Source organism: Psychromonas sp. 14N.309.X.WAT.B.A12 (assembly GCF_030397575.1).
Taxonomy (GTDB): Bacteria; Pseudomonadota; Gammaproteobacteria; order Enterobacterales; family Psychromonadaceae; genus Psychromonas.
In genome coordinates this window covers 596,998-622,998 of the sequence record NZ_JAPNXS010000001.1, presented here as the reverse complement: position 1 = coordinate 622,998, position 26,001 = coordinate 596,998, and the positions used below count along the sequence as shown (strand labels likewise).

The 26,001-nt window shown below is 36.0% G+C and carries 21 protein-coding genes; 11 read left to right on the top strand and 10 right to left on the bottom strand.

Annotation, left to right across the window (positions count from 1 at the left end):
- Positions 1–461: 461 nt before the first annotated feature.
- Both OW492_RS02755 and yqfB read left to right on the top strand, forming a co-directional pair.
- On the top strand, positions 462–1,901 hold the full coding sequence (locus OW492_RS02755) for a methyl-accepting chemotaxis protein (RefSeq protein WP_290038255.1): 1,440 nt from the start codon (positions 462–464) through the stop codon (positions 1,899–1,901).
- Positions 1,902–2,009: 108 nt separating this feature from the next.
- Positions 2,010–2,345: a N(4)-acetylcytidine aminohydrolase gene (gene yqfB, locus OW492_RS02750; protein WP_290038254.1), complete on the top strand. Its 336-nt coding sequence runs from the start codon at positions 2,010–2,012 to the stop codon at positions 2,343–2,345.
- Here yqfB and OW492_RS02745 read toward each other — a convergent pair.
- Both OW492_RS02745 and OW492_RS02740 read right to left on the bottom strand, forming a co-directional pair.
- The gene (locus tag OW492_RS02745) at positions 2,324–4,558 is read right to left on the bottom strand and encodes an EAL domain-containing protein (RefSeq protein ID WP_290038253.1); all 2,235 of its coding nucleotides are present in this window, start codon (positions 4,556–4,558) and stop codon (positions 2,324–2,326) included. The genes yqfB and OW492_RS02745 overlap by 22 nt on opposite strands.
- Before the next feature lie 414 nt (positions 4,559–4,972).
- Positions 4,973–6,277: a DEAD/DEAH box helicase gene (locus tag OW492_RS02740; RefSeq protein WP_290038336.1), complete on the bottom strand. Its 1,305-nt coding sequence runs from the start codon at positions 6,275–6,277 to the stop codon at positions 4,973–4,975.
- 274 nt (positions 6,278–6,551) lie between these two features.
- Between OW492_RS02740 and OW492_RS02735 the strand changes: the two genes are divergently transcribed.
- Complete coding sequence (locus OW492_RS02735) at positions 6,552–8,102, top strand: PAS domain-containing methyl-accepting chemotaxis protein (protein ID WP_290038252.1); 1,551 nt, start codon at positions 6,552–6,554, stop codon at positions 8,100–8,102.
- 60 nt (positions 8,103–8,162) lie between these two features.
- On the opposite strand, the gene OW492_RS02730 is transcribed toward OW492_RS02735, so the two are convergent.
- A complete protein-coding gene (locus OW492_RS02730) occupies positions 8,163–8,984 on the bottom strand; it encodes a GGDEF domain-containing protein (protein ID WP_290038251.1) in 822 nt (273 codons plus the stop codon).
- 508 nt (positions 8,985–9,492) lie between these two features.
- Here OW492_RS02730 and OW492_RS02725 point away from each other — a divergent pair.
- A complete protein-coding gene (locus tag OW492_RS02725; RefSeq protein WP_290038250.1) occupies positions 9,493–10,356 on the top strand; it encodes a polysaccharide lyase family 7 protein in 864 nt (287 codons plus the stop codon).
- Between the two features lie 99 nt (positions 10,357–10,455).
- Here the strand turns inward: OW492_RS02725 and OW492_RS02720 are convergent, their stop codons facing one another.
- From OW492_RS02720 to OW492_RS02700, 5 genes are all read right to left on the bottom strand, one after another.
- A complete protein-coding gene (locus OW492_RS02720; protein WP_290038248.1) occupies positions 10,456–11,838 on the bottom strand; it encodes an endonuclease/exonuclease/phosphatase family protein in 1,383 nt (460 codons plus the stop codon).
- A 332-nt stretch (positions 11,839–12,170) separates the two neighbouring features.
- Complete coding sequence (locus tag OW492_RS02715) at positions 12,171–12,887, bottom strand: metal-dependent hydrolase (protein WP_290038246.1); 717 nt, start codon at positions 12,885–12,887, stop codon at positions 12,171–12,173.
- A gap of 304 nt (positions 12,888–13,191) precedes the next feature.
- Positions 13,192–13,353, bottom strand: a complete 162-nt coding sequence (locus tag OW492_RS02710) for a ribosome alternative rescue factor ArfA (protein WP_290038335.1) — start codon at positions 13,351–13,353, stop codon at positions 13,192–13,194.
- Positions 13,354–13,591: 238 nt separating this feature from the next.
- The gene (locus tag OW492_RS02705) at positions 13,592–15,130 is read right to left on the bottom strand and encodes a BCCT family transporter (protein WP_290038245.1); all 1,539 of its coding nucleotides are present in this window, start codon (positions 15,128–15,130) and stop codon (positions 13,592–13,594) included.
- Between the two features lie 18 nt (positions 15,131–15,148).
- Positions 15,149–17,143 carry a CocE/NonD family hydrolase gene (locus OW492_RS02700; protein ID WP_290038244.1) on the bottom strand — a complete coding sequence of 665 codons (1,995 nt, stop codon included), beginning with the start codon at positions 17,141–17,143 and terminating at the stop codon, positions 15,149–15,151.
- A 112-nt stretch (positions 17,144–17,255) separates the two neighbouring features.
- Between OW492_RS02700 and OW492_RS02695 the strand changes: the two genes are divergently transcribed.
- Entirely contained in the window at positions 17,256–18,167 is a 912-nt protein-coding gene (locus OW492_RS02695; protein WP_290038243.1) for a LysR substrate-binding domain-containing protein, read from the top strand.
- A 22-nt stretch (positions 18,168–18,189) separates the two neighbouring features.
- Here the strand turns inward: OW492_RS02695 and OW492_RS02690 are convergent, their stop codons facing one another.
- Together OW492_RS02690 and OW492_RS02685 are read right to left on the bottom strand one after the other, a co-directional pair.
- The gene (locus OW492_RS02690; RefSeq protein WP_290038242.1) at positions 18,190–18,597 is read right to left on the bottom strand and encodes a hypothetical protein; all 408 of its coding nucleotides are present in this window, start codon (positions 18,595–18,597) and stop codon (positions 18,190–18,192) included.
- Between the two features lie 40 nt (positions 18,598–18,637).
- Complete coding sequence (locus tag OW492_RS02685) at positions 18,638–19,051, bottom strand: hypothetical protein (protein WP_290038241.1); 414 nt, start codon at positions 19,049–19,051, stop codon at positions 18,638–18,640.
- Positions 19,052–19,427: 376 nt separating this feature from the next.
- Between OW492_RS02685 and OW492_RS02680 the strand changes: the two genes are divergently transcribed.
- The 6 genes from OW492_RS02680 to OW492_RS02655 all read left to right on the top strand — a co-directional run bounded on the left by OW492_RS02680 (position 19,428) and on the right by OW492_RS02655 (position 25,875).
- Positions 19,428–20,909 (top strand): carboxypeptidase M32, encoded by a 1,482-nt coding sequence (locus tag OW492_RS02680; protein WP_290038240.1) that lies wholly within the window; start codon positions 19,428–19,430, stop codon positions 20,907–20,909.
- 284 nt (positions 20,910–21,193) lie between these two features.
- On the top strand, positions 21,194–21,637 hold the full coding sequence (locus tag OW492_RS02675) for a FecR domain-containing protein (protein WP_290038239.1): 444 nt from the start codon (positions 21,194–21,196) through the stop codon (positions 21,635–21,637).
- A 3-nt stretch (positions 21,638–21,640) separates the two neighbouring features.
- Positions 21,641–22,234, top strand: coding sequence for an OmpA family protein (locus OW492_RS02670; RefSeq protein ID WP_290038238.1), 594 nt, complete (start codon positions 21,641–21,643; stop codon positions 22,232–22,234).
- A gap of 10 nt (positions 22,235–22,244) precedes the next feature.
- Complete coding sequence (locus tag OW492_RS02665; RefSeq protein ID WP_290038237.1) at positions 22,245–24,245, top strand: CHASE2 domain-containing protein; 2,001 nt, start codon at positions 22,245–22,247, stop codon at positions 24,243–24,245.
- 228 nt (positions 24,246–24,473) lie between these two features.
- On the top strand, positions 24,474–25,124 hold the full coding sequence (locus OW492_RS02660; RefSeq protein WP_290038236.1) for a hypothetical protein: 651 nt from the start codon (positions 24,474–24,476) through the stop codon (positions 25,122–25,124).
- Complete coding sequence (locus OW492_RS02655) at positions 25,117–25,875, top strand: DUF3307 domain-containing protein (protein ID WP_290038235.1); 759 nt, start codon at positions 25,117–25,119, stop codon at positions 25,873–25,875. Before OW492_RS02660 ends, OW492_RS02655 begins: the two co-directional genes overlap by 8 nt.
- The last annotated feature ends 126 nt before the right edge of the window (positions 25,876–26,001 follow it).

The window sequence follows — 26,001 nt, the reverse complement described above, 5'->3', positions numbered from 1 at the left end:
CCTTTGCTGTAACCGCAGGTAAACCCATTGAAAGTATGGTGACCATAAAAAATAGTTGCCAAAAATAGCAATAACTATTCATTAGGTAATGGACTTCGTAGGTTTTTAAGGAGAACCATTACCACATAAATAATGCCGTCTCGTTAAAATCATCAGAGAATTTACACTGGGAACAAACTGTTTGTTGGTTAACAGGCGTAAAATAAACACGTATTAACCACATATTTTGTTAGTAATAAGATGAATATACTAAATAAACGTCATTGGTAGATCTAGGTCACACTTTAGAGGTATATTGGATCTTAGAATCTTATTTTTAGAAAGTTTAATGATTTAATTTTTCTTGTTAATCAACACAATAACCTTTGTTGGCTGTTTTATAGTCAACGTTATCAAACATAAAGTTATAAATAATAGATAACTTTTTACACGTGATCTACCTCACTTTATATGGAAATAATATGAAACAAGTTCAATTTAGAAACATTGATAAGTTATTTATTAAGATGTCACTTTTTGACAAGTTTTGGGTCATCTTAGCCCTGTTTATAATTATACTTAGTTTTGTTTCTGTTAGTCGTTACCTCGATACAATAGACAGTATTGAATCTCAATCAGCTAAAGCTTTAGAACAACGTTTATCAGGTATGGTCACAGCACTTGAATCCACTAATCAACTAGATAAAATTAGCCTTTTAGGGGTGACATATCCGGCCTCTATTTATCAAACTGTGCGTAACAATGACCATGTTACCGCCGTGGTTAAAACTAAATCACAACAATTTGCTTCATTGTCAGAATCTGTATTAGCAATTGAAAAAACAGCTAAACAAAGTGCATTTAATAGTTTATTACTTACTTTTTTGTGGTTATTCCCATTCGCGTTAGTACTTTATTGGACTGCAACCTTTTTACGTGGTGCATTATGGGTATTGTGGGATACAACCTTAAAAATCGTTAAAGGCGATTTAACTTCTCGCTTAGGCTTTATTGAAGGTCGAGATGAGTTCGGGACCATTGGTGCATCTTTAGATAAAGCTATGGATACCTTATCTGAACTTGTTGATACCGTGAAAGAAAATGCATCAATGTTACACCATACTTCATCGGATATTGCTGAGCATAGTAAGCAAAGTGAAATACAAATTAATCAACAATATACATCGCTTGATTCTGTTGCTACGGCAATGGAAGAGATGACCGCTTCATCACTTGAAGTGACAGAAATATCTCAAAATGCTTCTAAGCAGGTTGAGTTGAATTCTGAACATGTCAAACAAAGTGACCAACGCGTTCAATTAGTGATAAGTGAGATACAACAGCTATCTAATTATATTGAAGAAACTTCATATTCGGTGGCGACATTAAAAGAGAATGCGACACAAATAGATGAAGTGATCACTACCATTAATTCAATCTCGGATCAAACTAACTTATTGGCATTAAATGCTGCTATAGAAGCTGCACGTGCAGGAGAAATGGGACGAGGTTTTGCCGTGGTTGCTGATGAAGTTAGAACATTGGCGAGTAGAACACAGTCTGCGACGGTAGAGATTCAATCGATGATCAGTAACCTTCAATCTGAAACGAACAACATATCAACTATTACCAACAACACAGTAAATCAGGCACAAACGAGTACAAGTTTGATTAAAGAGATTGGTACTGATATCAATTCAATCGCTGAATCATCACAAGCTGTGATAGAGATGACATTTCATATTGCGACATCATCTGAAGAACAAAGCTCGGTAGTTAATGATATTGCATCTGAATTGACTGGTATTCGCGATCAATCAACATCTATTCGTGACTATGCCCATAAATCTTCATTGGGGACGAAGAACTTATCTGAAGGTGCAGAGAAACTAGGTAAAATATTAGCGCACTATAGAACTTAATCTGTAGTAATGACACCAATTACCTGATCTTGGCTTAAAAGGGATTAATATTATTGCAGTGTGAACTGCAATAATATCCTTAGCCACTTTTATAAGAAGCGAAATTCAATGAGCTCATCCTCTCAACAATCTCCGTCAAAGATAACCTTTTTTGAACGATTTGAAGCCGATATTTTATCCGGTAAGAAAACATTAACGATAAGAAATGAGGAAGAGAAACACTATTTACCCAATACACATGTCGATGTGTATACTTTTGAAGATGATCGATGGTTTTGCCGGTTAAACATATTAGCCGTAGAGCCAATATTATTTAATAATCTGTCTATAGAGCATGCACAACAAGAAAATATGACCTTGGCAACTTTAAAGTCAGTAATACAAGAAATTTACCCAGGTATTACCCAACTATATGTTATTTATTATGAATTAGTCGCTGCTTGATGCCAATTGATATAGTGTTCAGCAGGCATAGGTTTTGCGATTAAATACCCCTGGATACCATCCGTTTTTTTGTCTTTCAATATGTTGAATTGCTCTATTATTTCAACGCCTTCGGCCATTACCGAGATATTTAGATTTTTCGCTAAATTGATAATTGTTTCAACAATAGGTAATCCAGTTTGAACATTTTCAATGTTATCAATGAAGCTTTTGTCTATTTTCAATTCGTCAACAGGGTAAGCATGTAATGTTGATAAGCATGAATAACCAGTTCCAAAATCATCAATTGAAAATGTAAACCCTTGATCTTTAAGCTCATGCATTTGTTGTACAGTATAAGGTAGATCATTCGATAACATACTTTCTGTTATTTCTAATTTAATTTGATTAGGATGAATATCATATTGATTTAAAATAGAAATCAACTCTGTTTTTAAAGTTGGGGAGTTAAATTGATTTTGTGCCATGTTGATGGCTATTCGATAACCCGGTGGGAGACTTGAGTCTTTTGATAATTGATTTAATAGTAAGCAGATATCATGTAATACAATATTTTGAAGTTTTTGTATCAAACCAAATTGTTCAGCTAAAGGAATAAATTGATAAGGAGGAACTAGACCTTTAGTAGCGTGGTTCCAACGAATTAAAGCCTCTGCACCACTTACGTTACCTTCTGTATCTACTTGTGGTTGAAAATGGGCACAGAACTCATCATTTTCAATTGCTCTTACTATCTCGCTTTCTAACTCTGTTTTTGTTTCCAATAAAGTTTGCTGTTTAGGATCAAAGAAACTATACCCGTTACCTCCTTTGAATTTAGTTCGATACATAGCTGTATCAGCAAACTTCAGAATATTATCTGAATTTGCATGGTTTTTATCGATTAAATAGATACCAATACTGGCGCTGATTTGAAAGGCAAGTTTACCTATTTCAAATTTTTCGATAAATATTTTCTGTATTTTTTGCACTAACTTAATCACGTTAGATTTCGCTTGTTGTATATTGTCAGCGATTTCATCTTCTAATATAACAAATTCATCACCACCAATTCTTGCTAAAGTATTAACATCTCCTAAAACAGTAGCAAGACGTTCTGCTGATTGAATAAGTAATTGATCTCCCGCACTATGACCTAAGGAATCATTAATGCGTTTAAAATTGTCAATATCTAGAAATAACAACACACTAATGGTGTTATCTTGTTTTATTTTTTCTACACAATCGCGAATACGTTCAGTAAGTAAACGTCTATTGGGCAAGTTAGTTAATGGATCATAATAAACTAATTTTTTAACTTCATTCTCACTGTTTTTACGATTAGTAATATCCCTGATCACCCATAACACATGACTTTGATTGTCATAATCAATCTTGATAGTTCTACCTTCGAAAATATATTCATTGGCTCGAATAGTTAGTGTGTATTCAAAAACCTGTATTTCGTTAGTTTGTAATGTTTTATTTATTTTATCTAACGCCATTTTTGCATCGTCTTTGGATAAAATGTCATGAATGCTTTTACCGACTAAATCTTGTATTGGGTCACTCAATAAGTTCTCAGATGCCGCATAAACATTAAGATATAAACCTTCTTTAGTGATAATAATGGCGGGGTCGGGAATGACTTTTATGAAGGCATTTAAGTTTTGATTAGTCACTTTTAAATCTTTGATCAACTTTCTCATATGAGATGCATCGTTGCTTTTTTCAATAGCAATACTGGAAAGGTGAACAAAGTAATCAATTAAATTTAAACATTCTTGTGAAGCTGATTTTGGAGAATCATAGTAGATTGCAAAAGTACCTAATACTTCGGATTTGGTCGAAATAATAGGAGTAGACCAACACGACTGAAATTGATGATCTTTTGCGATATTCTTAAATCCTTCCCATAAAGGTGAATTAGAAATATCCTCTACTAAAACACGTTCACCAATAAATGCAGCAGTACCACAAGAACCAGCAGATGGTCCAATTGTGACTCCATCTATTACTTCAGAATAAGTGTTCGGTATACTAGGAGACGCAATACTATAAAGGAGGTTATCGACTAACTTTAAAATAGAGCATTTAGCTGTTTTGTCATCAATTAGTTCTTCAATAGATATACATATAGACTCCAATATTTCTTGAAGAGGGTCTCCTAATGCTATTTTAGTGAGAATCTTTTGTTGGCTTGCTAAAAGCTCAGTATTTTTCTTTAATTCCATAAAATCTGTTATGTCCCATTTGATAACAAAATCAATGATTACTCCTTTATGGATATAAATGTTTTAATTATCATCATGTTGTAAAATAAAATACTATATAAATATAAATAAATATCTGTTTTATATAACATTATAGCTAAATTGATAATTATTACTAATAATTATCAGCAAGTTGAATAATAAATAAACGAATACAATAGTTAAACAGATCTCTTTTAGTGCAAATAAAACAAGGAAATTGAAGGTTAAATGATTAAAAAATCCACTTCAAAAAGAAAAAGTAAAAAAAGAGTATTGGAAAAGGTGAGGTATTAAGCTGAGCAAGATATGAATGGCTAAAATTAATGAAGGTGTGTAGGTTGAGTGATGTGCTAAGTTAACCTCAAAATAACATGAGGTTAACTTAATAAGTTTTTAAGACTTTCCTAACCAAATGTCTGCATTGATTGGTGGTTGTTTGTTACGTTTCTTTTTACCTATACCTTTGGGTTGTGCCTTTAATTTAGTTTTTGTTTCAAATACTAATTTTTCAAAGTTAGTGGTTTCAAATCCAGGCTCTTGTTCACGCTCTAAATAGATCTTATGTTTTTTCTCTATCACATTAAAGTGGTGGTAATCTTCGTAATCAATAAGAGAGATCGCTAGGCCTATTTCACCTGCACGGCCACTTCGGCCAATACGATGCATGTAATCAGCAGGGCTTCTTGGCAGATCAAAGTTGATCACGACAGGCAATTTTTCAATATCTAATCCACGCGCTGCAATATCCGTCGCGATTAACACTTGAATTTCGCCTGCCTTGAATGCATTTAACACTCGCGTTCGGGCACCTTGCCCTTTATCACCGTGAAATACTTCAGCAGTAATACCGCGTTTAGCGAGCTTATCTGCTAAATGTTTGCACGCCGTTTTAGCGTTAACAAAGATTAATGTTTGTTGCCATTGATGTTGTTTAATCAAATGTGATAACAATGCGGTTTTTTGGCCCTTATCAACAGTGAATAAACGCTGTACTAATGTACTTTCTTCTGCATTTTGTAACTGAATTTCAACGGGGTCATTAAGAAGCTCTGTGGTAAGAGTATTAACTTGTTCAGGGAAAGTTGCTGAGAATAGTAGAATTTGTTTTTTAGTGGGTAATAAGCTTAATAAAGACGACAGTTCATCACTAAAACCTAAACTTAGCATTCTATCTGCTTCATCCAATACTAATGTTTGTACTTTATCGAGTTTTAACGCATTACTGTTGATTAAATCTAATAAACGACCTGGTGTCGCCACTACAATATCACTTCCACCACGTAACGCTTGCATCTGTGTATTGATAGAAACACCGCCCAATACCGAGACTGTTTTAATGGCACCATTAAAGTGTACCGCATAAGATTTTATGCTATCTGAAACTTGTTTTGCTAACTCTCGTGTAGGTACTAAGATCAGATGCGTTACAAAGTTACCGGTAGCTTTATGTTTTTTGTTAACAGCATCAAGGCTATTTAAAATTGGTAAAGCAAATGCAGCTGTTTTACCAGAACCTGTGTTTGCACCCGCAATAATATCTCGACCTGCTAATATACTAGGAATTGCCTGCGCCTGAATAGGAGTCGGTTTTGTATAGTGGATCTCATCTAAACGAGTTAATAAAGGGGAGACAAGTTTAAGTGATTTGAAAGAGATCACTGTGTCAGAATTTGTATCGGGAATCGCATTAAATGTCATTAAATAAATAGATCTAAGGTAAATAATAACCATCTATTTTAGCCTATTTTAATCAGTTGTTCGCGATTAAAGGTATTGAAAGGTTAAGTATTTTTCTTTTAAGGTGCTTTATTACCTCTAATTAGCTAAAAATCATAAAACTACTACCAGCTTCACAATCAATTTATTGTCAATTAATGTAATATTAATGTATCTCTTTTGGTGTAGTTGAGAGTAGTGAAACTAATACATCAAAATAATGTACTGGAATTGCTTTAATAACAAGGACATTTTAATGCGTAAAAATTTACCTGTGACCGATCAAAGAAAAACGTTTGCAGAAGACACAAAGCTCATCTCAGTGACTGATATTGATGGTAATATTATTGATTGTAATCAGGAGTTTATAGATATAAGTGGTTTTACTCGAGATGAATTAATTGGTCATCCTCATAATCTAGTACGTCATCCTGATATGCCTAGAGAGGCATTTGAAGCCATGTGGGGGCAGTTAAAACATGGTAATCCTTGGATGGGGTTAGTGAAAAATCGCTGTAAAGACGGTGGATATTATTGGGTTGATGCCTATATAACACCTGTAACTGAAAATGGACAGATTGTGGGGTATGAATCAGTTAGATCGTGCCCTAAACAGCAAGATGTAACGAGAGCTGAAAAACTTTACAAACGGGTTAATGAAGGAAAAGGCTTAAGAAAAACACTGCTGATTTCTGTTCCGAATGCATTACTTGTAGTGCTGGTCTTATTGTCATTATTTCTGCTATCAATTAATTCAATGATCGCTGCTATCGTCTTATTACTCATATCTAACCTTGTATATGCGTTGTGGATGAGTGTCATGAATAAAAATAACTTGTTGGCTTTAGCTGAGTTATTGAATGGTTACTTTTCAAATGAGCAGGCGGCTCAATCTTATACATCAAGTACGGGTTTATTAGGGAGGGTTAAAGTTGGTATTTTAAGTCAACAATCACATTTGATAACGGTATTGAGTCGTATTGAAGTGGCTGCAATAAAAGTAACATCTGAATCCCAGAATTCGTTTGAGTTTGTTCAACATTCTAAAAATGGTTTAGATCAATTGCAAGCTAAAACGGAGCAAGTTGCGACTGCTAGTAATGAGATTACTGCCACCATTAATGAAGTATCATCTAGAGTCTCTGACACAGCCGAGCATGCTGAAACTGCATTAGCATTAGCAACAAAAGGGGAAGCATTAGCAAATGTGACCAGTGCGTCAATTGATAAATTAAGAGAGACGGTACAAACCATTAATCGCTCTGTCACGGAAGTCTCTGCAGAAGCGGAAAGAATATCCGCGGCAACTAATATCATTGACCAAATAGCTAAACAAACAAATCTACTTGCATTGAATGCCGCTATTGAAGCAGCTAGAGCAGGAGAGCAAGGGCGGGGTTTTGCTGTTGTAGCAGACGAAGTTCGCAACTTAGCAAAACACACGCAAGACTCTACAAGTGAGATCTTTAAAATTGTTCAGCTATTAACAGATAAAACAAGCACTGCAGTTGTTCATGCGGAACAGGGGACTATTGAAGCCGATAATGGGATGAGTAAAGTCTTAGAAAGCAGTGAAATGCTTAAAGGTATTGTTGACGCAGTTGCACAAATCTCAGATATGTCGATTCAAATTGCCACAGCGATTGAACAGCAAGCGCATGTATCTGAAGATATTAATCAGCAAGTTGTGGGTATTTCTGGCTTAACAGATCAAAATGTTAACTTAACAACAGAAGCAGAAGCTTCAATAAATTACTTGAAAAAGATTGCTGATGATTTACATGAATTGGTATTGCGTTTTAAGTAGCGGATAAACTCGAGTATCTGCTTAGTAATTCATTTAGCATTACTGATGAAGCTCCATGTTTTAAGCAGATACTTTATTTCTTCCGCTTTTCTTAGCGATGTATAAATTTGCATCAGCGGTATCAAATAATGCTTCCGTTGAGTGGCCTTGCTCTTGGTAATTCGCTACACCAAAACTACAGGTGACACTATGCGCTAAAAAAAATGCATTATTGATGTCGCTGTCATCATTAGATATTTTCGAGACATCCAAATCAAAAGCGGTAATCTGATTTAAACCAAAGTTGCCCACCTGTAAACGAGTTTCAATAACTTGCCTTAACCTTTCCGCCACTAGAACTGCATCACTCAATTCAGTGTTAGGCAATAAGATTAAAAATTCTTCGCCGCCGTATCGATAAGCAAAATCGGAAGGGCGCAATGTATCAGTAATTAATTTACCAAAAAGTGCTAAGGTATCATCCCCAACAGAGTGACCGTATTTATCATTGACGGATTTAAAGTTATCTAAATCACACATTATCATAGAAAAATCGACTGGGTCACCCAGATACTGTTCATTATCTAAACTAGCTAATTTTCGCTCCAAGTATTCTCTTTTCTTCAACCCTGTTAAATGATCTAATGATAAGTTATTAATTTCATTTAAATTTTTAGCTGCTAAATGAAGATGGCCATCAGCTAAAAGCTGATTATGGGAATCTACAAATGCATAATTCATAATATCTCGGTAAAACAGTTTACATTGCAATTCACTTGTACATCGTAATGCATCATCTGGGCTTGGATATTTCACGAAATCTAACAATGTAAAGAAGCTATCTCCAAACTTAAAGCCAGTATCCAATTCAATTAATTCGCCTTTTTGATTCAAAACTTCCATAAATCTCCTTACACGCGAAACGAATCAATATTTAGAGTAATGATACTTTAAAACGTTCGGGCTAGGTTAAGTTATATTTGTTAAATTATCGGCAAGTTATTATCAAACTTAACTTTTTATTAGGTATAAATAACCGTTATGCTCTCAAAATGATTAAAAAATCACTACAAAGCGTTAATACTCTCGTTAATCCTAGGTAATTAAACCCGCCAATGAGCACTTAAACCAATTGGAAATGTTAATAGTTATTATTTTCTTTTTCTGTCAACCGTCAATAATTGATTATATGTTTCTAATCACGAAAGTTAAAAATCTTAGCAGGAAATTGTGAGTGACTACCTACAGGGGTTAAATATTATTGTAATACTTAAATGAGTGTTGTTAATTTGTTCGTGTGTTCATTACTGATCAGCTTTGAATAGTAAAAGAATGCACGAATAGTATTTTAAATTAATTTATAAAATACCTTATTAATCTGATGGTTACTTTACCTTAAAGGAACGATAGCATGAAAATAAGTCATCTTAACAAATCGATTTTTCTTGGACTTTCTGTATTAAGCGCTAGTGCATTAGCTGCCGATACTGCGCCATATAATTATGAAAACAGCGCAGGTACAGCAATATTTCAATCTGCACTTGATCAAGTTAAATTAACTTCTCCGGATGGTTCTACAAAGCTTGCGGATGCGAGTTCGAGTGATCCTGATCTATCATTTGATGGATATGTAACTGATGATTTTAGAGTACCAAGTGGTCAAAATTACATGCAAATCACTCATGAAGGTGAGTCATCATCACGTACTGAGTTTCGTCATCTAACGGATTTTAATCGTTCTGATACCAACACAATGGAAGGCACGATTAAAATAAATTCAACGAGCGATGGTTTAGATGAAGTTACGGTGTTACAAGTGCATAACTCTGACAGTGATAATATCGGTGCACCATTGATGCGTATTGCTCAGATAGTAGAAGATGGCACTAAGTTTTATGAAGCAAAATTGAGATTATCGGCTTGCGATAAAGACACCTGTGATGCTGAATATGATACTTATCGTTGGTTAGATAGTAGCGGTGAACCTACTGTCAGTACAAATCAACATCGCTCTTTTTACGTACAAGTTAAAGACAGTGTTGTGACCATGAAAATGGATGATGTACGTGGCACATTAATGTGTAAGTCTGGTGGTGAATATTCAGCTGATAATTGCGATGATGATGATCAAGCACATACAAATAGCAGTGGTGACCATGTCATTGACAGTGATTGGCCTGAGGATGGTTTTTTCTTTAAAACAGGCGCTTATATTCAAGATGCAGGTACAACTGTTATTCGTTATAAATCTTTATACTTTGATGTAGAAGGGTAATTTTATAAACATCGCAACAGGAAGTCATTGGCTATCACTGTGGTGATTATATTAAGCAAGTTTCCAGCTACGAGTTGAGTAGCTGGTTATTGATAGTGATTAAATATTAGTGTCAATCCATACTAAACGGTGATCAGAAGACAAATCTTTACCAGTACCTGATGAGCCTACACGTTCATCATTTACTAATAAACGTCCATTTTCATAGGATGCAGGCCAAAATACCGACGAATCATTCACCTTCATATCTGTAGAGGGGATAACGTAATCAACACGTAAACTAAAAGTACTAGTGATGCGTTCAGGATAAGTCGTGTCATCACAATCCCCGTTATCAACGCACTCACTAGCCCCTAAGCTTGTTGGTACATAAGTTCCCGTTGTAGCTGTTGTATTGACTCGTTCATGACTAATTAAAGTTTGTATAGTTGCTAAGTAACCATCTCCACTTTCTGGATCTGCATTAAGGTCTCCCATTACCACAAAAGAAGCCTCTTCATCTAAGCCACCAGTGACGCCATTATCATCATATATATAATCTGAATTTGAAATATAATCATTCCAAAAATTGATTTCAGCACTATTTAAAAGTTTATTATTTTCCGTAACCGTATCGAAAACGGGTGGTGTAGGATGCGATAATAACAAATGGATCGTTTTATCACCGTTAGCTGTTGGGATAATGATTGGAGCATCAACATGATTTTTAGACGATAATGGTTTTTCTGCCCAAGCTTCATCGGTATACCAGTTATCACCGCAAGACAAGCCCTCAGGTATTGGATTAGCTTCATCTTCACAATTTGTGACAGTAGGATTACTTTCTCCAGGCATATCTTTCCACTTAAAGGTTTGGAAAGTTCGAATATTGTCAGTATCGATTGGGTATTGTGATAATAATCCAAATGCGTATTGTCCATGATAATAACCAAAACCCCATGCATCACTGGGTAATTCAATTGAACCGTTATGGTCTAAATCATAGTCACTTAATAAGCCGGTATTGGTTGCGAAGCTCTCTGAGTATCCAAATTCGATAGGGTCGAGTAATTGCTCCTCAGAAGACGTTGCGCCTAACGCATTCTGTGATACTGACAGGTAGTTAGTTTGAAAACCTGTTAATGCATCTTTATCATCACCCGTACCATCATTATTGAATTCAGCCATCATCAATACAGCAGGGCGTTCACTCTGAATAATAGCTGCTACATTTTTTATTTGAATCACTTTTTCAACGGTTTCTAATTCATCATCTGTTAAATCACCAGAAAACCATTTAGTCATTAAGGCTGTTTGTTCAGTAGAAGTTATTTGTAACTCTTCCACCAATTCTTCGTAACTATATCTGTCAAAAGATAGGTTATAAGTTCCAAAACGTACACTGGTATTAGTGGTTTGCTCTGTCGTGTTAGAGTCATCGTTACAACCTGTTAGTAAAGCTAATGAGACTGCAGCTGCTGCTATTGTTTTTATAAAATCCATTTTACCTTCCGCTATTTATTGTAAAGTATTTAAGAAATGATTCGTTAGCGTCATGAGCATGCCAAACGAATATGGCACTTTTATGTCACCTGACCATTTAGACAGGTTTGATTAGTCAATTCAAATAAATTTACGTTATTGGTACTTTTAAGTGATATTAATATCTCGTTAGTAGTGTATTTCTTAATAAAATAGAAAGGTTTTTAGTATGAAGTAATGGAGTATTATTTAATGTTGGTCATTGAGAATGCACTCAATACTACGAGTCAGTCTTAAATTTGATTTTTGAAAAGTATTGAGTGCAATATCAGCAGATATTATTAACTTTACCTTTAAAAGGTGAAATTAAATGTTTGAAATCTAAAATGAGACCAATCACTTAAAGCAGTGATAGTTTGCTCTGTAGGAGGTGCAATATAGATCAAGCCTACGATAGCAACGACCGAAGTAAGTGTGATTAATTTATTATCGAAGTCTGCTACCTTTAAAGCGGTTCCAAAAGAGCGTTTGATTCTTACGTTACTTAAATCAACACTGTAAATTTCATCCAACATTAAATGAATTAACCCACCCAATAATACAAACCCACCTGCTAACCATGCAAAGATGGCTGCTTTTGTATTTAATTGACTATTCAATTGCCATGTTACTTGCGTCGTTAATAACGCGCTTAACACTAAAAATAGTAAAGAATGGCAGCTGCCTCTATGTACTGTGATCCACTCAAAAATAGGTCTAATGATATATTTCATAAATCCGTAAACCAATAAAGGCACTATGATTAACTCGATAAAGCTAATTTCAATGACTAATTCTGTGGTTATGTAATGGAGCACCAGTAAGACGGCACTAAATGCAAATAAGTTAAAAATAGTATCGAGGGAAGTAGAGTTATCTGAATCTATATCTGGTAATAGCCCGCCGATTGAACCTAAAAACCATAACCAGAGTGCGCTGTTTAAATCGATATGTCCTGCTGATAATAAGGTAGCGGAGCCTAAACCTGTGATTATCACAGCAGTATTAAGATGAGTATTGAAGTTAGCCATTGTATCTCTTGATAGGAAAATAATAGGGCATTTTAGCAATTGAAAAGTTCAATATTCAATAATCTTTAATGATGTGGATGTTGATATTGCTCAGTACCTAACACTCATGAGTATTATAGTAGTTTTACATTTTTAATTAAGGGGTGTCACTTAGTGGTTAAAAGGAGAGAGAAACGATACAGATAGTTTGGGTTACCTGTATCGTTCAATATGTTTTAAAGCACTGATACTTGTGGTTTATCTTGAAAGAGAGTTATCAGATATCGCTTAGCATTATTTTCATGCCAATTATATTTTGGTATAACTAAGCGGCTATTTGATAACTCTCTTTACCTGTATGTTTTGCTTTACGGTTGAATGAACCTTTGCCTTTTTTCGCTTTTTCAACACGCATCGTAAATACTTTACTAGTGACTAAAGCGGCCATTGCCGAATGATTGATAGTACCACGACCGATCTCTGTTATTTTTTGTGTTTGGACGCTGACATTATTAGTAGCAGCCGGTACTGAGTTACCTTTACGTTTTTTACCCACTTGATTATCTCCTCTTTAGGTGCGCGCAGTCTATCAGCAAATTTGTAATTTAATAGTGTTTATTTATCTATTTTAGTCATTATTTTTAGCAATGACTTTACATAAAAAAGGCTAACAGAAAATAATTTCTGTTAGCCTAAATAACTTATTTAGTTGGTTAGTTTATTCACTACTCTTTATTATTTTTACTTGTTACTGAGACTAATCCCGGGTTCTTAATCCATAATATTAACGTTGCACTACAAGCTAATATAATCAATGTTGCTGGTAATCCACCTAAGTATGATAGCTTCTTGACACCATCAATTCCTACCGTGCTTATCATTATCCAAGAAACAAGACCAATTAATGTACCCCATAGTATTTTAATGGGTAATGACGTTTTAGCATCAGATTCTGATGTGAAGTTTTTAGTACATAAATCACCAATGGCATCAGTACTTGAATCTGCGGCCGTTACATAAGATATAAAGGCAATCAGTACCAAGAAGAATGAGGTAACTGCACTGAATGGTAAGTCATTCATAATGTAATAAAGTAGTTGTTCAATGCCTTCATTATTTAATACATCATAAAGTTTACCAGCGCTTTGGGTATCCATGAAAATAGCGGTACCTGAGAATACTGATATCCATAGGAAGACAAATAAGCTTGGGTAAATGACATTTATTTGAATGAATTCTTTCACCGTATAACCACGAGATATTTTACCTAAGAACATTGCTGTAATGGGAGCCCAAGCAAACCAAACAGCCCAGTAGAATACACTCCACCATTGTGGCCAAGGATCATTTGCTGCTTGCCCTGTAAATAAGCTTAAGCGGAAGAAGCTTTGCAAAAATGCACCTAATCCTTCAACTCCAATAGACAAAATATACAGTGTTGGCCCACAGATGAAGATGAATACAAAGAGTGCGATCAGCATCCAAAAGTTAATGTTAGATAAACGTGCAATCCCTTTAATTAAACCGCTAATAGCAGACAAAATAAAAGTACCTACAATGATTGCAGTGATAATACCTAATGTTAATGCATTACGTTCAATATCAATATATTGACTGATTCCACCTAATAGTGTCAACACACCCGTACCTAATGAAGAAGCCATACCGACGACTAGCGAGTATAAGGCTAATGAGTCGATAATATCCGCCATAACAGGAGTAATAAAGCGTCCAAATGCAGGGCGTAGTGAACTTGAAATTGAGAAGGGCATTTTCAAATTATGGAAAGCCAAAGCAAAGATTAACCCGGGAACACAATAAATTGCATAAGGGGTTGGTCCCCAGTGTAAAAACATCGCAGAGAAAGCAAATAAAGTGGCGTTAGGACTTGCTGCTTCAATACCAAAGCTAGCTGGTGGAGCATGTAAGTGATAGATAGGTTCTGCAGTTGTCCAAAACAATACTCCCACGGCAAAAGTCGTACAAAGTACGATCATAAACCACTGTGGTTTTTTAATCATTGGCTCACTGCCATCTCCACCGATTCGTACAGTACCTAGTTTAGAAAAGTAAGTTAGTACAACTAAACCTAATAAGTAGAAACTTCCTAAGCTAAATAACCATGAAAAGTGCTTTAAAATACTGCTGTTAAGGTTACCCGTTACCTTAATAAAGGTGTCTAAATCTACTAAACTTAATATCAGCGCAGCGGCTAATATCAAGAAAGTAGGTAAGAACACCAAGGGTCTTATTGTTTTAATCATATGTCATCCTTGAGTTAGTTACGTAAAGTTTCGTTTTATTGTGTCGTTAAAATCTTTGCTAAAGATTAAGGTTTGATCTTGATAAGCTCGCCATTGCACTTGCAAATAATAGTTATCTTTATCGCAGGTCATCACATAGTGGCCCTTGATAGTGGTTCTCCAATTTTCCCTGCCCATATCAACTTTTACTTTGATATCATTCTTTGCACTTAATGGATCGCGGTGATGAACTGATTGCTGTTGATCCATAATGAATTGAATATCACTTTGTGCTGATTCATAAAATTGACGGCCAAAGTCTTCACGCGTTTCCAGTGTAGTAATGCCGGTTTTGTAATCTTTATGAACAACACGCTTGCTTTCTGAAGCCGCTAGTTCTTTGCCATTAAAAGTAACTGGTTTGTGATATTCAGGAATGTTTTCACTGATGGTCGGGTGCTGATTAAGTGGTAGAATTACCGCACATTTTTGAGTATTAAAAGTTAATGTCGCTTGTTCTGGATTTGGCCAGATTAGTGGCCAGTAAGCAGTAGACACGGCAACGCGTAACTTGTGGCCTTTGGGGATCACATAAGCCATCGCATTGAGTTTTATATTCACATCATATTCATGGCCTGGAATTAGCGCCTCAGGTGTTTCATGACTATTTCGATGTGTTAAATTCAATACACCATAAGTAATTCGTGTGGCCTCACCATTTGGGTGTACATCTGATACGCGTACTACTAAGTTGGCTTGTTGTTTATCACTGCTAACTGCAAATTGTGCTTCTATTTGACCTGCGATCGGCATATCTTCAGTAAGTATGTCGGAGTCGAATACTAAAGATCCTGCATCATCAGCACGTTGATCACCGGGTTGTTCCATATCAATTCGAATACCCACACAGAAACTACCACCATCTAATCCTGTGGTTTGTGGAGAACAGATAGGCACTTTATAGTCAGCAACTTGCTGCTGAGTACTTAACCCTCGTGCTGATAAATACCATGTTTGAAGATGAGTATTAGTTGATGGCCAGTTTGGTTCGCTAACCCAAGCACCCGGACGAAAATCATAATCGGTTTGCGGTGCGACACTGTTTTGTAAATAGTATTGTAATGCGGGTTCTTGGTCTATTTTGTTATCGACCTGTTTTAACCAACGATCCCACCAACGAACAGACTCCTTCACATAATCTATTTTAGGGTTAGGGAAGGCAATATTAGGGTACTTATGTGCCCATGGTCCAATTAAACCTTTTTTAGGTCCATTCAAATTTGTTAACAGATTAAACACGGTATCTCGGTAACCATCTGACCAGCCACCCATGGCATACACAGGGATTTCAATGGCAGAATAATCTTCACAGACTGAACCATGTTGCCAGTATTCATCACGAGTTTGATGCGATATCCAAGGCGTTGCCAACTGCGGCATATTCTGTAATCGATTTAGCCAAACAGCTTGCCAATCTTGACCGATCAATAATGGATCTGGCGAGCGTGCTTGTGCATAGGCCCAGAAGAAAGCAGCCCAGGTCATATTGTCGTTTAATAAACAGCCACCTTCAAAGTGGATATCTCTATTGTAGCGGTCATCGGTAGAGCATTGTGTGATAATCGCTTTTAAAGCGGGTGGTCTAAGTGCTGCAATTTGCAAAGAGTTGAATCCACCCCAAGAGATGCCTACCATGCCTAAGTGACCATCACACCAATCCTGTGCAGCTATCCAGGCAATCACGTCGCAACCATCTTGTAACTCTTGAGCTGAATATTCATCGTCAAAGAAACCCTCAGATTCACCACATCCACGTAAATCGACACGTATGCAGGCATAACCTTGTGCTGCTGTTTGTGCCATTGTGATTTCATCACGTACTACTGTGCCATCACTTTTACGATACGGTAGAAACTCTAAAATGGCGGGTACTGGTTGATCAACAGCATTTTGTGGTATCCAGGCTCGGAACGCTAAACGTGTTCCATCTGGAAGGGTAAGCCAATCATGACGGATCTCTTTCACTTTAATCATTGATTTCAATCTTTTTTCTGTAAGGTTGAAATGATATTAGACAGATAGGTTTGTTAGTAAATCGTTATTTAGTTAATATACCTTGAACTTAAAGTTAAGGGTGAACAGTAAAGTGTCAATAAAGTCTAGGTTAATTCCACCAACAGGTTATCTGTTAGTGTTTGAGTCAGCAGCACGTTTAGGCAGTTTAACCAAAGCTGCTGACGAACTATGCGTGACTACTACAGCGGTGAGTAAACAGGTTAAAAATCTAGAAAACTTCTTGAATATCAAGTTATTTACTCGTTCTAAGCAAGGTGTGCAATTAACTGCACAGGGCTATCAATATTTACAAAGGGTAAGAGAAGCTTTAGATATACTTTCTGAGGAGACCAAAGTCCTAGAGGGCGCTTCGACGGCAGTGACACTCAACTTAGAAGTAGGTCCATGTTTTATGCACTTCTGGTTATTGCCAAAAATAGAACAGTTTAGACAAGCACATCCTGACATTATGCTGAATATCACTATTAGTAATGAGCGTTATATAGATGCAAGCGATAACTATGATGTGACTTTTTATTACTCAACAATTGCAACTGCAAATGAAAATTGCCAACAAATTTTTGCAGAGCGAATTCAATTAGTATGTAGTCCAAAATTTTTAGAAACTCATGGTGGTCATATAGACCTGCAAAGTATCTTTGATCAACCTTTAATCATGCTTAAAAAAGAAATGCCATTCTGGGAAGGGTGGAAGTCTTGGGCTAATAAAGCAGGGTTAACTTATCGTATTCCAAATAATGCGTTAATGGTTGATGATCAAGTTGCTGTTATTCAAGCTGCGATAAATGATACGGGCATAGCGTTAGTGTGGGATTGGCATGTGTCAGAATTAATCGCTAAGGGAGAGTTAGTGAGCATCACTGATTATATGGAGTTCGAAGAAAAGGCGTATTTTTTACATATTGCTGGTAAACAGAATAATGTTGCAGCTAACACCTTTGTAGGGTGGGTAAAACAACAAAAAGGGGGATATCGAGGCTAATGTCAACGCATATTGATATCATTTATGCATCACATTCTTCGATATTTATCACAGAGAATGAAAAGTTTTGAGGAGAAAATTCTGCGTTAATTTTATCTAATAAACTTTGGTCAAACTTACTCTCAAATGATATCGAAAAATTAACTTCTAACAAATTAGGGATATAACTTGTAGCCGAAATACTCATATCCTGGTTGAGTACTTTAAATCTCTCCAATTTGTTGTTGCTTGCAAATGCGCTGAGTAACTTAATCTGTTTATTATATAAATCAGTTAGGCTGCTCGTTTTATCGATGCTAAATACCTGATAGTAATGAACTTGGTTGAGTTTAACTGTAGGACAAGGGGCGACTTCATCAGCTATAGAGTTATTGATAAACAGCAGTGGTGCTAAACAAAGTACAAGATACAGGGATTTAATGTTTTTCATGAGCGCTCTTTGTTTAAATAAAGATTAGTGATTGGCGGTTTTATACTTCGCAAAGGATGTTTTTTAAGATAACTGCAGAATAAGAGAAATTAAGCGGTTTAAGCTCTATATTTATTTTATCGATAATACTCGCGTCATTGTCTCTTTCAAATGTCATTGCAATGGTTATTTCTGACTTTTCCGGTTTTGCGTTAGCTGCATCAAGCTCTGGTGGAATCGCCTTTATGGTCAATTTATTCAAACCTTGCTGTTTGGCAAAGTCATTGAGTGTAGCTATTTGTGCTTCATATATTTCCGATACACTATCAGTATTACCAGGCTCGAGTTGATCGTGCTGATACACTTGGTTAATTTCAATTTGAGTGCATTGATTATTGATAGCTGATTGAGCAGTGTCGATAATTAATAGCGGTGCTACGCAAGCTGCAAATAATAATAGTTTTGTCATTTTCATGTTAATCCCTCAACAAGATAGTGTTTTATGAGCTTTTACTCCATTGATGGTATTTTATATTTATTTGATTATCAATATTTAATAATGGTTGTTTTACAAACGAACAGTAATATATAACCATTAAGGATTAGTTTTAACAGACTATTTCAAATTATCTGTCTAACCTCTGCTTTTTCTTTTTTGAAAAGTGTTTATTTAGCTACCTTTACCCTGAATTTTACATTAAGTTTTTTCATCTCATTCTACTCTCAAATATCAAGTGACTGACGTTATATCAATTACCTTTCCAACAAAGTCATTCGTTACTGTTCGAATCCGCAAGACTATAATAAGATGTGATTGATAAAGCTGAAACAAAATAGGAAGCGAATAGATTATGTCAAACTACGACCAACTTACTGCGCATTACCAAACCATTAATCATTTTAATCATGCTCAATCGATGTTGGGCTGGGATGCTGCGGCAAATATGCCTGCTGGTGGCAATGACGCCCGTTCACAAGCTATGGCTGAATTATCGGTGCATGTACATCGCCTATCGACACAACCACAACTTGGAGAGTGGTTTGACAAAGCACAACAGGAGTCATTATCTAGTGAGCAGCAGTCTAGCTTACGTGAAATGAAACGACAGTGGCAACAAGCTACTATAGTACCTGAAGCACTAGTGCAAGCTCAGTCTATCGCAGGTTCTAAATGTGAGCATGCCTGGCGTTCGCAACGTCCTGTTAATGATTGGGAAGGCTTTGAAAAAAATTGGAAGGAGGTCGTTAAACTATCTCGTGAAGAAGCGAAAATTCGTAGTGAGGCGCTGGGACTGACACCTTATGATGCAATGCTTGATAAATACGAACCAGGGACAACAACAGCTTCATTAGATATTTTATTTTCAGATGTAAAAACTTGGTTACCTGAGTTAATTGAAAAAGCTTTAGAGAAACAGAGAACACAATCAATCATTATGCCTTCTGGCACTTTCTCGACATCTAGTCAAAAAGCGTTGGGTATAGAAACCATGAAATTATTGAAATTTGATTTCGACCATGGGCGATTAGATCAAAGTGTTCATCCATTTTGTGGCGGTGTTCCATCTGATGTGCGTATCACTACGCGTTATGATGAGAGAGACTTTGTACAAGCATTAATGGGTATCGTTCATGAAACCGGTCATGCGCGTTATGAACAAGGTTTACCAAAAGCTTTTGCAGGTTTACCTGTTGGCGAAGCACGTTCTATGGGGGTTCATGAGTCTCAATCATTGTTTTTTGAGATGCAAATTGGTCGTAGTAAGCCTTTTATCTCTCATTTATCTAAACTATCTGCTGATGCCTTTCGTGCACATCAAGATCCGGTATTTGCAGAAGAGAACCTCTATAAAATTTACACTAAAATTGAAAAAGGGTTTATTCGTGTTGATGCTGATGAGTTGACTTATCCAGCACACGTGATCATGCGTTATGAAATAGAGCGCGACTTAATCAATGGTGTTATCGAACATAGCGATGTACCAGGCTTATGGGATGAGAAAATGCAAGCGTCATTGGGGCTCTCCACCAAAGGTAATTATCAAAATGGATGCATGCAAGATATTCACTGGACTGATGGTGCCTTTGGCTATTTCCCATCTTACACACTAGGTGCCATGTATGCCGCACAATATAAAGCAACCATGCAGGAAACAGTTGATATTGATGGTGCAATTAAAAGTGGTGACCTTAGCCCAATTTTTAAATGGTTAAGCGATAACATTTGGTCACAAGGTTCACTGCATACTACTGACGAACTAATCAAGCGTGCTACAGGTGAAACCTTAAATACAGCACATTTTAAAAAGCATTTAGAAACGCGTTATTTATAATCGTAGGCAAGAAGGCTATACGAGCGATTGTTTAGCCTTCATTTTCTTTAATGTCCAAATCTAGATTCTAGTCCTCATGATTAAAATTAATATGCCTTTGTATTTTTTGAGTTGATCTAACTTATTAAAAGTAAACACAGCCACTTTAAAATCAATAGTTAAGAAAATACACCGCCCCAGCACAATTATATTTTAATGCTATTGTATTATTATTTTGTTTATCTATTATAGGTTTGTATAGTTGTAAATGAAATTTATTCATAAATCATGCTAAAGGGATGTGTATGGTACTCAGAGTATTTTCTTACTTAATATTTACTTTTTCTTTTATTTGCTTTTCTGCTGTCGCTGAGCCTGCTTACATAGGCACTATAAAAGCCTTACAAGGAAAAGTATCAATCCAATTAGGGTCAACAATAGTCGACGCTCAATTGAATGATAAGGTTTACGAAGGTTATTTAATAGATACAGAGGACAACAGTAGTATTGGGCTTGTCTTTATTGATGGTACGCAGTTATCAATTGGTCCAAGCTCTCAAGTTATTATTAATCGTTATTTGTTCTCTCCTAAGAAAAAGCAATACTCCTTTGATGTCATGATCCAAAATGGCAGTGCAATTTATTCATCAGGTAAACTTGGCGAATTATCCCCTGAGTCAATAAAAGTACAAACACCTGAAGCAACAATCGGTGTGCGTGGTACAAAGTTCTTAGTAGAGGTGGATTAATATATGGAAATGTTTATTTTTATCACCTTTGCATTTGTTGCGGTATTGAGTGCTACTCAGTCCACAACCACCACTGTGACGTTACTCCCTGACGATAAAGAAAATAGCAAAATCATTGTTTTAAATGAATCAGGCTCACAAGTTGTTGATGAGCAAGGATATGCTGTAATTGTCACTTCTGACGTTGATAGCCCAACACCTCCTGAACAAGTCGACTTACAAAAGATAAAGTTACAACATGCAGCCTTATTCGCCATTCAACCTCAAAAACCAGAAAAATTCCTACTTTATTTTGAAAGTAATGGTGTGGTATTACTTAATGGCTCTCAATTACTAGTACCTACTATTATTGAAGCTGCTAAGGCAAGAAAAGCACCTATTATCAATATTATTGGTCATTCTGACGCTGCAGGAAGCACTGAATACAATTTGAAGCTTTCTACTGAAAGAGCAAATGCCGTTGCTAAATTATTACAATTTGAGAATATTAAAGAGGCTGAATATAGAATAGATTCACATGGAGAGAGTGATCCACTGATCAAATCCGATAAACAGGTTGAACCAAAAAATAGACGTGTAGAAGTTGAAATTTGGTAATGCCTTATTCATGATAAGTGACTTAAAAGCCATTGTTAGTAAACTAACAAAATACTTACCCTCATTAGCCGGTTTTCTTGTTGCTACTTTGTTTGCATATTACACAATTTCAACGCCCATTAATGAGAGAACATTAGACTGGAAAGTATACGATTTTTATAGCAGTTATTATCCACATTCGGAGCCTAATAATAGCATCATCATTATTGATATTGATGACCAGAGTATAGAAGCCATTGGTCAATGGCCATGGCCTCGTTTTCAAATTGCTGAAGCATTACGTATCATTATTGAAGGTATGCCATCATCTATTTTAATGGATATATTATTATCAGAGAAAGACCGTACATCTCTAGTAAACATTCAACAACTTTTTGCATCACAATTTGCAATCGATCTAGATTTGATGTCTATTCCACAAGCGTTAAAAGATTATGATACTTACTTTTCACAGGTCATTGATGGTGCACCTGTCATTCTTCCTTCTTTACTTTCTCAACACAAAGTGAGTCAACAAGTTCAATGCGTCAATCGCTATCTCGAAAAATCCAGTGATAAATCAATCAATGTTGATAGAGGAGGAAATAGCCTAACCAACCTAAACCTTGAATATTATAACGGCATCATTTGCCCTTTACGGCAGTTTTACCAACACAGTGCTTCAACTGGATTTATTAATCCCAGCATAGATAAAGATGGTCTAGTAAGACGGATCCCTATTGTAAAACAATATAATAATCAATTAATACCAAGTCTCTCTCTTGCTGGGCTAACGGTTACTTTAGGCAGTGAGTTTACTATCAAGAATAGGGGTTTAGGGGCTACGGTTCAGTTACATAATAATCATATCCCCGTTGATCAATCTGGTGATGCACTTTTAAACTTTAGAGGGAAAGGGCGTCACTATCAAACGATTCCAATGCTGAAGTTATTGAGTGGCACTATTTCACCTGATTACTTTACCGGAAAAATAGTGTTACTCGGAGCAACGGCATCAGCATTGAATGATGTTTCTAATACTTACTTAGATCCTGTTTTTCCTAACATTGAATTACATGCAACGTTAATCGACAATGTAATCAGTGGGGATGTGTTAACCCTACCTGTGTGGTTTGAGCAACTAGAGTCGATTATGATCCTAGTCATTGGTGCATTACTCTCTTTATTAATGGCCAGAAAAAACGTGACGGCTTTAAATATATCTGCTGTTTCATTATTTTGTATGTTACTGATCCTGCCGCCAATCCTACTTTATAATGCGCAGGTTTACCTATCTCCATTTATTTCTATCGTTAGCTTAATAACAAGCTTTATTGTAATGACGACTTTAAAATATTATCGCTCAGAAAGGCAGTTAGCCTCTGTACAAAATGCTATTGCTAACGCTAATCTATCTATCATTGATTGTATGGCAACAGTAGCGGAATTAAGGGATTCTGAAACAGGCGGACATATAACCAGAACTCGATTATATGTTAAAACGCTGATTAAACAGCTACAGAAAAACCCTAAATATAAACATGAAATTAATGATGACTATATTCAATTTGTTTCTGCCGCATCGCCTTTACACGATATAGGAAAAGTAGGAATTCCCGATCATATTTTACTTAAACCGGGTAAATTATCTACCGATGAACTGGTTATTATGAGAACTCATGCTGCTTTAGGTGGCGATATTTTAAGACAAACTATTAAGAAACTAGGCCCCAATCCTTACCTTAATATTGCGGTAGAAATTGCAAATTATCATCATGAAAAGTGGGATGGAAGTGGTTATCCATTAGGGCTGAAGGGCGATGCTATTCCTCTATCCGCTAGAGTAATGGCTGTCGCTGATGTATTTGACGCATTGATTAATAAGCGTATTTATAAAAATGCAGTGAGTTTTGAAGACACCTTTAGTTATATTAAACAGGCGTCAGGTGAACACTTTGACCCAGATGTAGTTGATGCTTTTATCGAAATAAAAAAAGATTTGCTTTATATCGCGCAGACAATAGATGATTAGTTATCAGTACTGCAATTAAGTTTTATTAAAATACAAGCTCAATATAATAAACGTTTAACCCTCTTTAATTCGTTTAACTCGCTCAAAATAATTATTAGTATTAATTCATGTTATCGCTCTATTTAGCCAGAAATAGCAATATTGCATTATTTAGCCATAAATAGCTAAATTTGCACTTTTAGCCGAAAAGGGCTAAATTAATATTTGGATACTGAAAGGAGTGTTAATGTGAATCCTATTTCTAAACCTATTGCAGTGATCAGTGGTGATATTGTTAGCTCAACGAAATTGAGCTCTAAACAGTTTGAACAATTACTCATACGCATTAAAGATATTCAAGGGTGGATAACGGAAGTAAACGCATCCAATGCGCATCGTATTGAACGTGGTGATGAGTTTCAGTCTGTCGTTCATGATATTGAGCATGTACTTAGGTATACCATTGTATATCGACTTGGTATTAAAGCGCTTGGCAAGGCTTTTGATAGTCGTATTAGTTTTGCCATTGCTGCAAATGCTGACTTACGAGCGTTAATTTCGGAATCAATGGGTGAAGCTTTTGTGTTGTCTGGAAGAGGGTTAAAAGGATTAAGAAACGAACGGTTGCTTTTTAATTGTGAACATCCAAATTTGACCGAGCAATTTGAATTACTGTTTAAATATCTTGATAAGCAATTAACTGAGCTAACTGCTCGACAATGTGAAGTAATGCTACCAATGCTTCAACACCAAGATGAGTTAAGCATTAGTGAGTTAGCGGAACAACTGGATATTGCCACAGCTACCGCTAGCAAATCACTAAAAGCGTCAGGTTGGCCGCTTATCAAGGCGCTTAACATGAAGTTTAATAAGCAAGTCATGGAGCTTAAGTATGCTTGATTTTTATAATATTGTTATTTCCTTAATGCTGATGCATATCATTTGTGAATTTTACCTCCAACCTAAACGTTGGACAGAGATTAAGAAAGAAACTAGAGCTCGTTCACCTGAACTGTACCTTAATTCATTATTACATGGCGTCTCAATATTTTTGCCTGCTTGGCTGTTAGCATTTGATTTAAAAACAACGGCTTATTTGGTCGCTGTTGTGACGGTTAGTCATGTAATCCTGGATTTATGGAAGGCAACAGCAGAGAAAGGGGATAGATTCTCCTATTTTGTATTTCAACAAACTTTGTATGCGTTGTTATTAACAGTGATTGCCTTTTATATGACAAAGGGAGTGACTATTGAGAGTGTATTAAAGCACGATAAGTTTTTTGATGGCTTAATGGTGGTCTTCGCTTACTTGTTAATCCTTAAACCAACTTCAATTGTTATTGGCACTGTGTTAAAAAAGTACCCAATAACAAATACTGGTAATAATGCGAATACCAATGGACTGGTGGCTGGTGGTGAATTAATTGGTTATTTAGAGCGTGTGTTAATACTCACCTTTACCCTAGTGGGAAGTTATGCAGCAGTAGGGTTTGTATTAGCGGCTAAGTCTATCTTTAGATTCGGTGAGTTAAGTAAGTCAGGCGATCGGAGTATGACAGAATATGTGTTGATTGGTTCTTTATTATCGATGGTGATCACTATAGTAGTTGGGACTTTAGTTTCATTGTCGTTAGGGGTGAAAATTAAGTAATATTAAATGATTTGAGATACATTCTCTTGTTAGAAACGTGACAGATCATTCCAATCAATAACCTGTCACGCTAATGAATCCACTGGCTATGTCCAAGTCTAGCCAGTGGGAGGCAGAGCAAAGCCT

What these genes read in the sequence shown, in the direction of transcription:
- OW492_RS02755 (WP_290038255.1), top strand. Translation starts at nt 462, where the DNA reads ATGAAACAAGTTCAATTTAGAAACATTGATAAGTTATTTATTAAGATG.
- yqfB (WP_290038254.1), top strand. Translation starts at nt 2,010, where the DNA reads ATGAGCTCATCCTCTCAACAATCTCCGTCAAAGATAACCTTTTTTGAA.
- OW492_RS02745 (WP_290038253.1), bottom strand. Translation starts at nt 4,558, where the DNA reads ATGGAATTAAAGAAAAATACTGAGCTTTTAGCAAGCCAACAAAAGATT.
- OW492_RS02740 (WP_290038336.1), bottom strand. Translation starts at nt 6,277, where the DNA reads ATGACATTTAATGCGATTCCCGATACAAATTCTGACACAGTGATCTCT.
- OW492_RS02735 (WP_290038252.1), top strand. Translation starts at nt 6,552, where the DNA reads ATGCGTAAAAATTTACCTGTGACCGATCAAAGAAAAACGTTTGCAGAA.
- OW492_RS02730 (WP_290038251.1), bottom strand. Translation starts at nt 8,984, where the DNA reads ATGGAAGTTTTGAATCAAAAAGGCGAATTAATTGAATTGGATACTGGC.
- OW492_RS02725 (WP_290038250.1), top strand. Translation starts at nt 9,493, where the DNA reads ATGAAAATAAGTCATCTTAACAAATCGATTTTTCTTGGACTTTCTGTA.
- OW492_RS02720 (WP_290038248.1), bottom strand. Translation starts at nt 11,838, where the DNA reads ATGGATTTTATAAAAACAATAGCAGCAGCTGCAGTCTCATTAGCTTTA.
- OW492_RS02715 (WP_290038246.1), bottom strand. Translation starts at nt 12,887, where the DNA reads ATGGCTAACTTCAATACTCATCTTAATACTGCTGTGATAATCACAGGT.
- OW492_RS02705 (WP_290038245.1), bottom strand. Translation starts at nt 15,130, where the DNA reads ATGATTAAAACAATAAGACCCTTGGTGTTCTTACCTACTTTCTTGATA.
- OW492_RS02700 (WP_290038244.1), bottom strand. Translation starts at nt 17,143, where the DNA reads ATGATTAAAGTGAAAGAGATCCGTCATGATTGGCTTACCCTTCCAGAT.
- OW492_RS02690 (WP_290038242.1), bottom strand. Translation starts at nt 18,597, where the DNA reads ATGAAAAACATTAAATCCCTGTATCTTGTACTTTGTTTAGCACCACTG.
- OW492_RS02685 (WP_290038241.1), bottom strand. Translation starts at nt 19,051, where the DNA reads ATGAAAATGACAAAACTATTATTATTTGCAGCTTGCGTAGCACCGCTA.
- OW492_RS02680 (WP_290038240.1), top strand. Translation starts at nt 19,428, where the DNA reads ATGTCAAACTACGACCAACTTACTGCGCATTACCAAACCATTAATCAT.
- OW492_RS02675 (WP_290038239.1), top strand. Translation starts at nt 21,194, where the DNA reads ATGGTACTCAGAGTATTTTCTTACTTAATATTTACTTTTTCTTTTATT.
- OW492_RS02670 (WP_290038238.1), top strand. Translation starts at nt 21,641, where the DNA reads ATGGAAATGTTTATTTTTATCACCTTTGCATTTGTTGCGGTATTGAGT.
- OW492_RS02665 (WP_290038237.1), top strand. Translation starts at nt 22,245, where the DNA reads ATGATAAGTGACTTAAAAGCCATTGTTAGTAAACTAACAAAATACTTA.
- OW492_RS02655 (WP_290038235.1), top strand. Translation starts at nt 25,117, where the DNA reads ATGCTTGATTTTTATAATATTGTTATTTCCTTAATGCTGATGCATATC.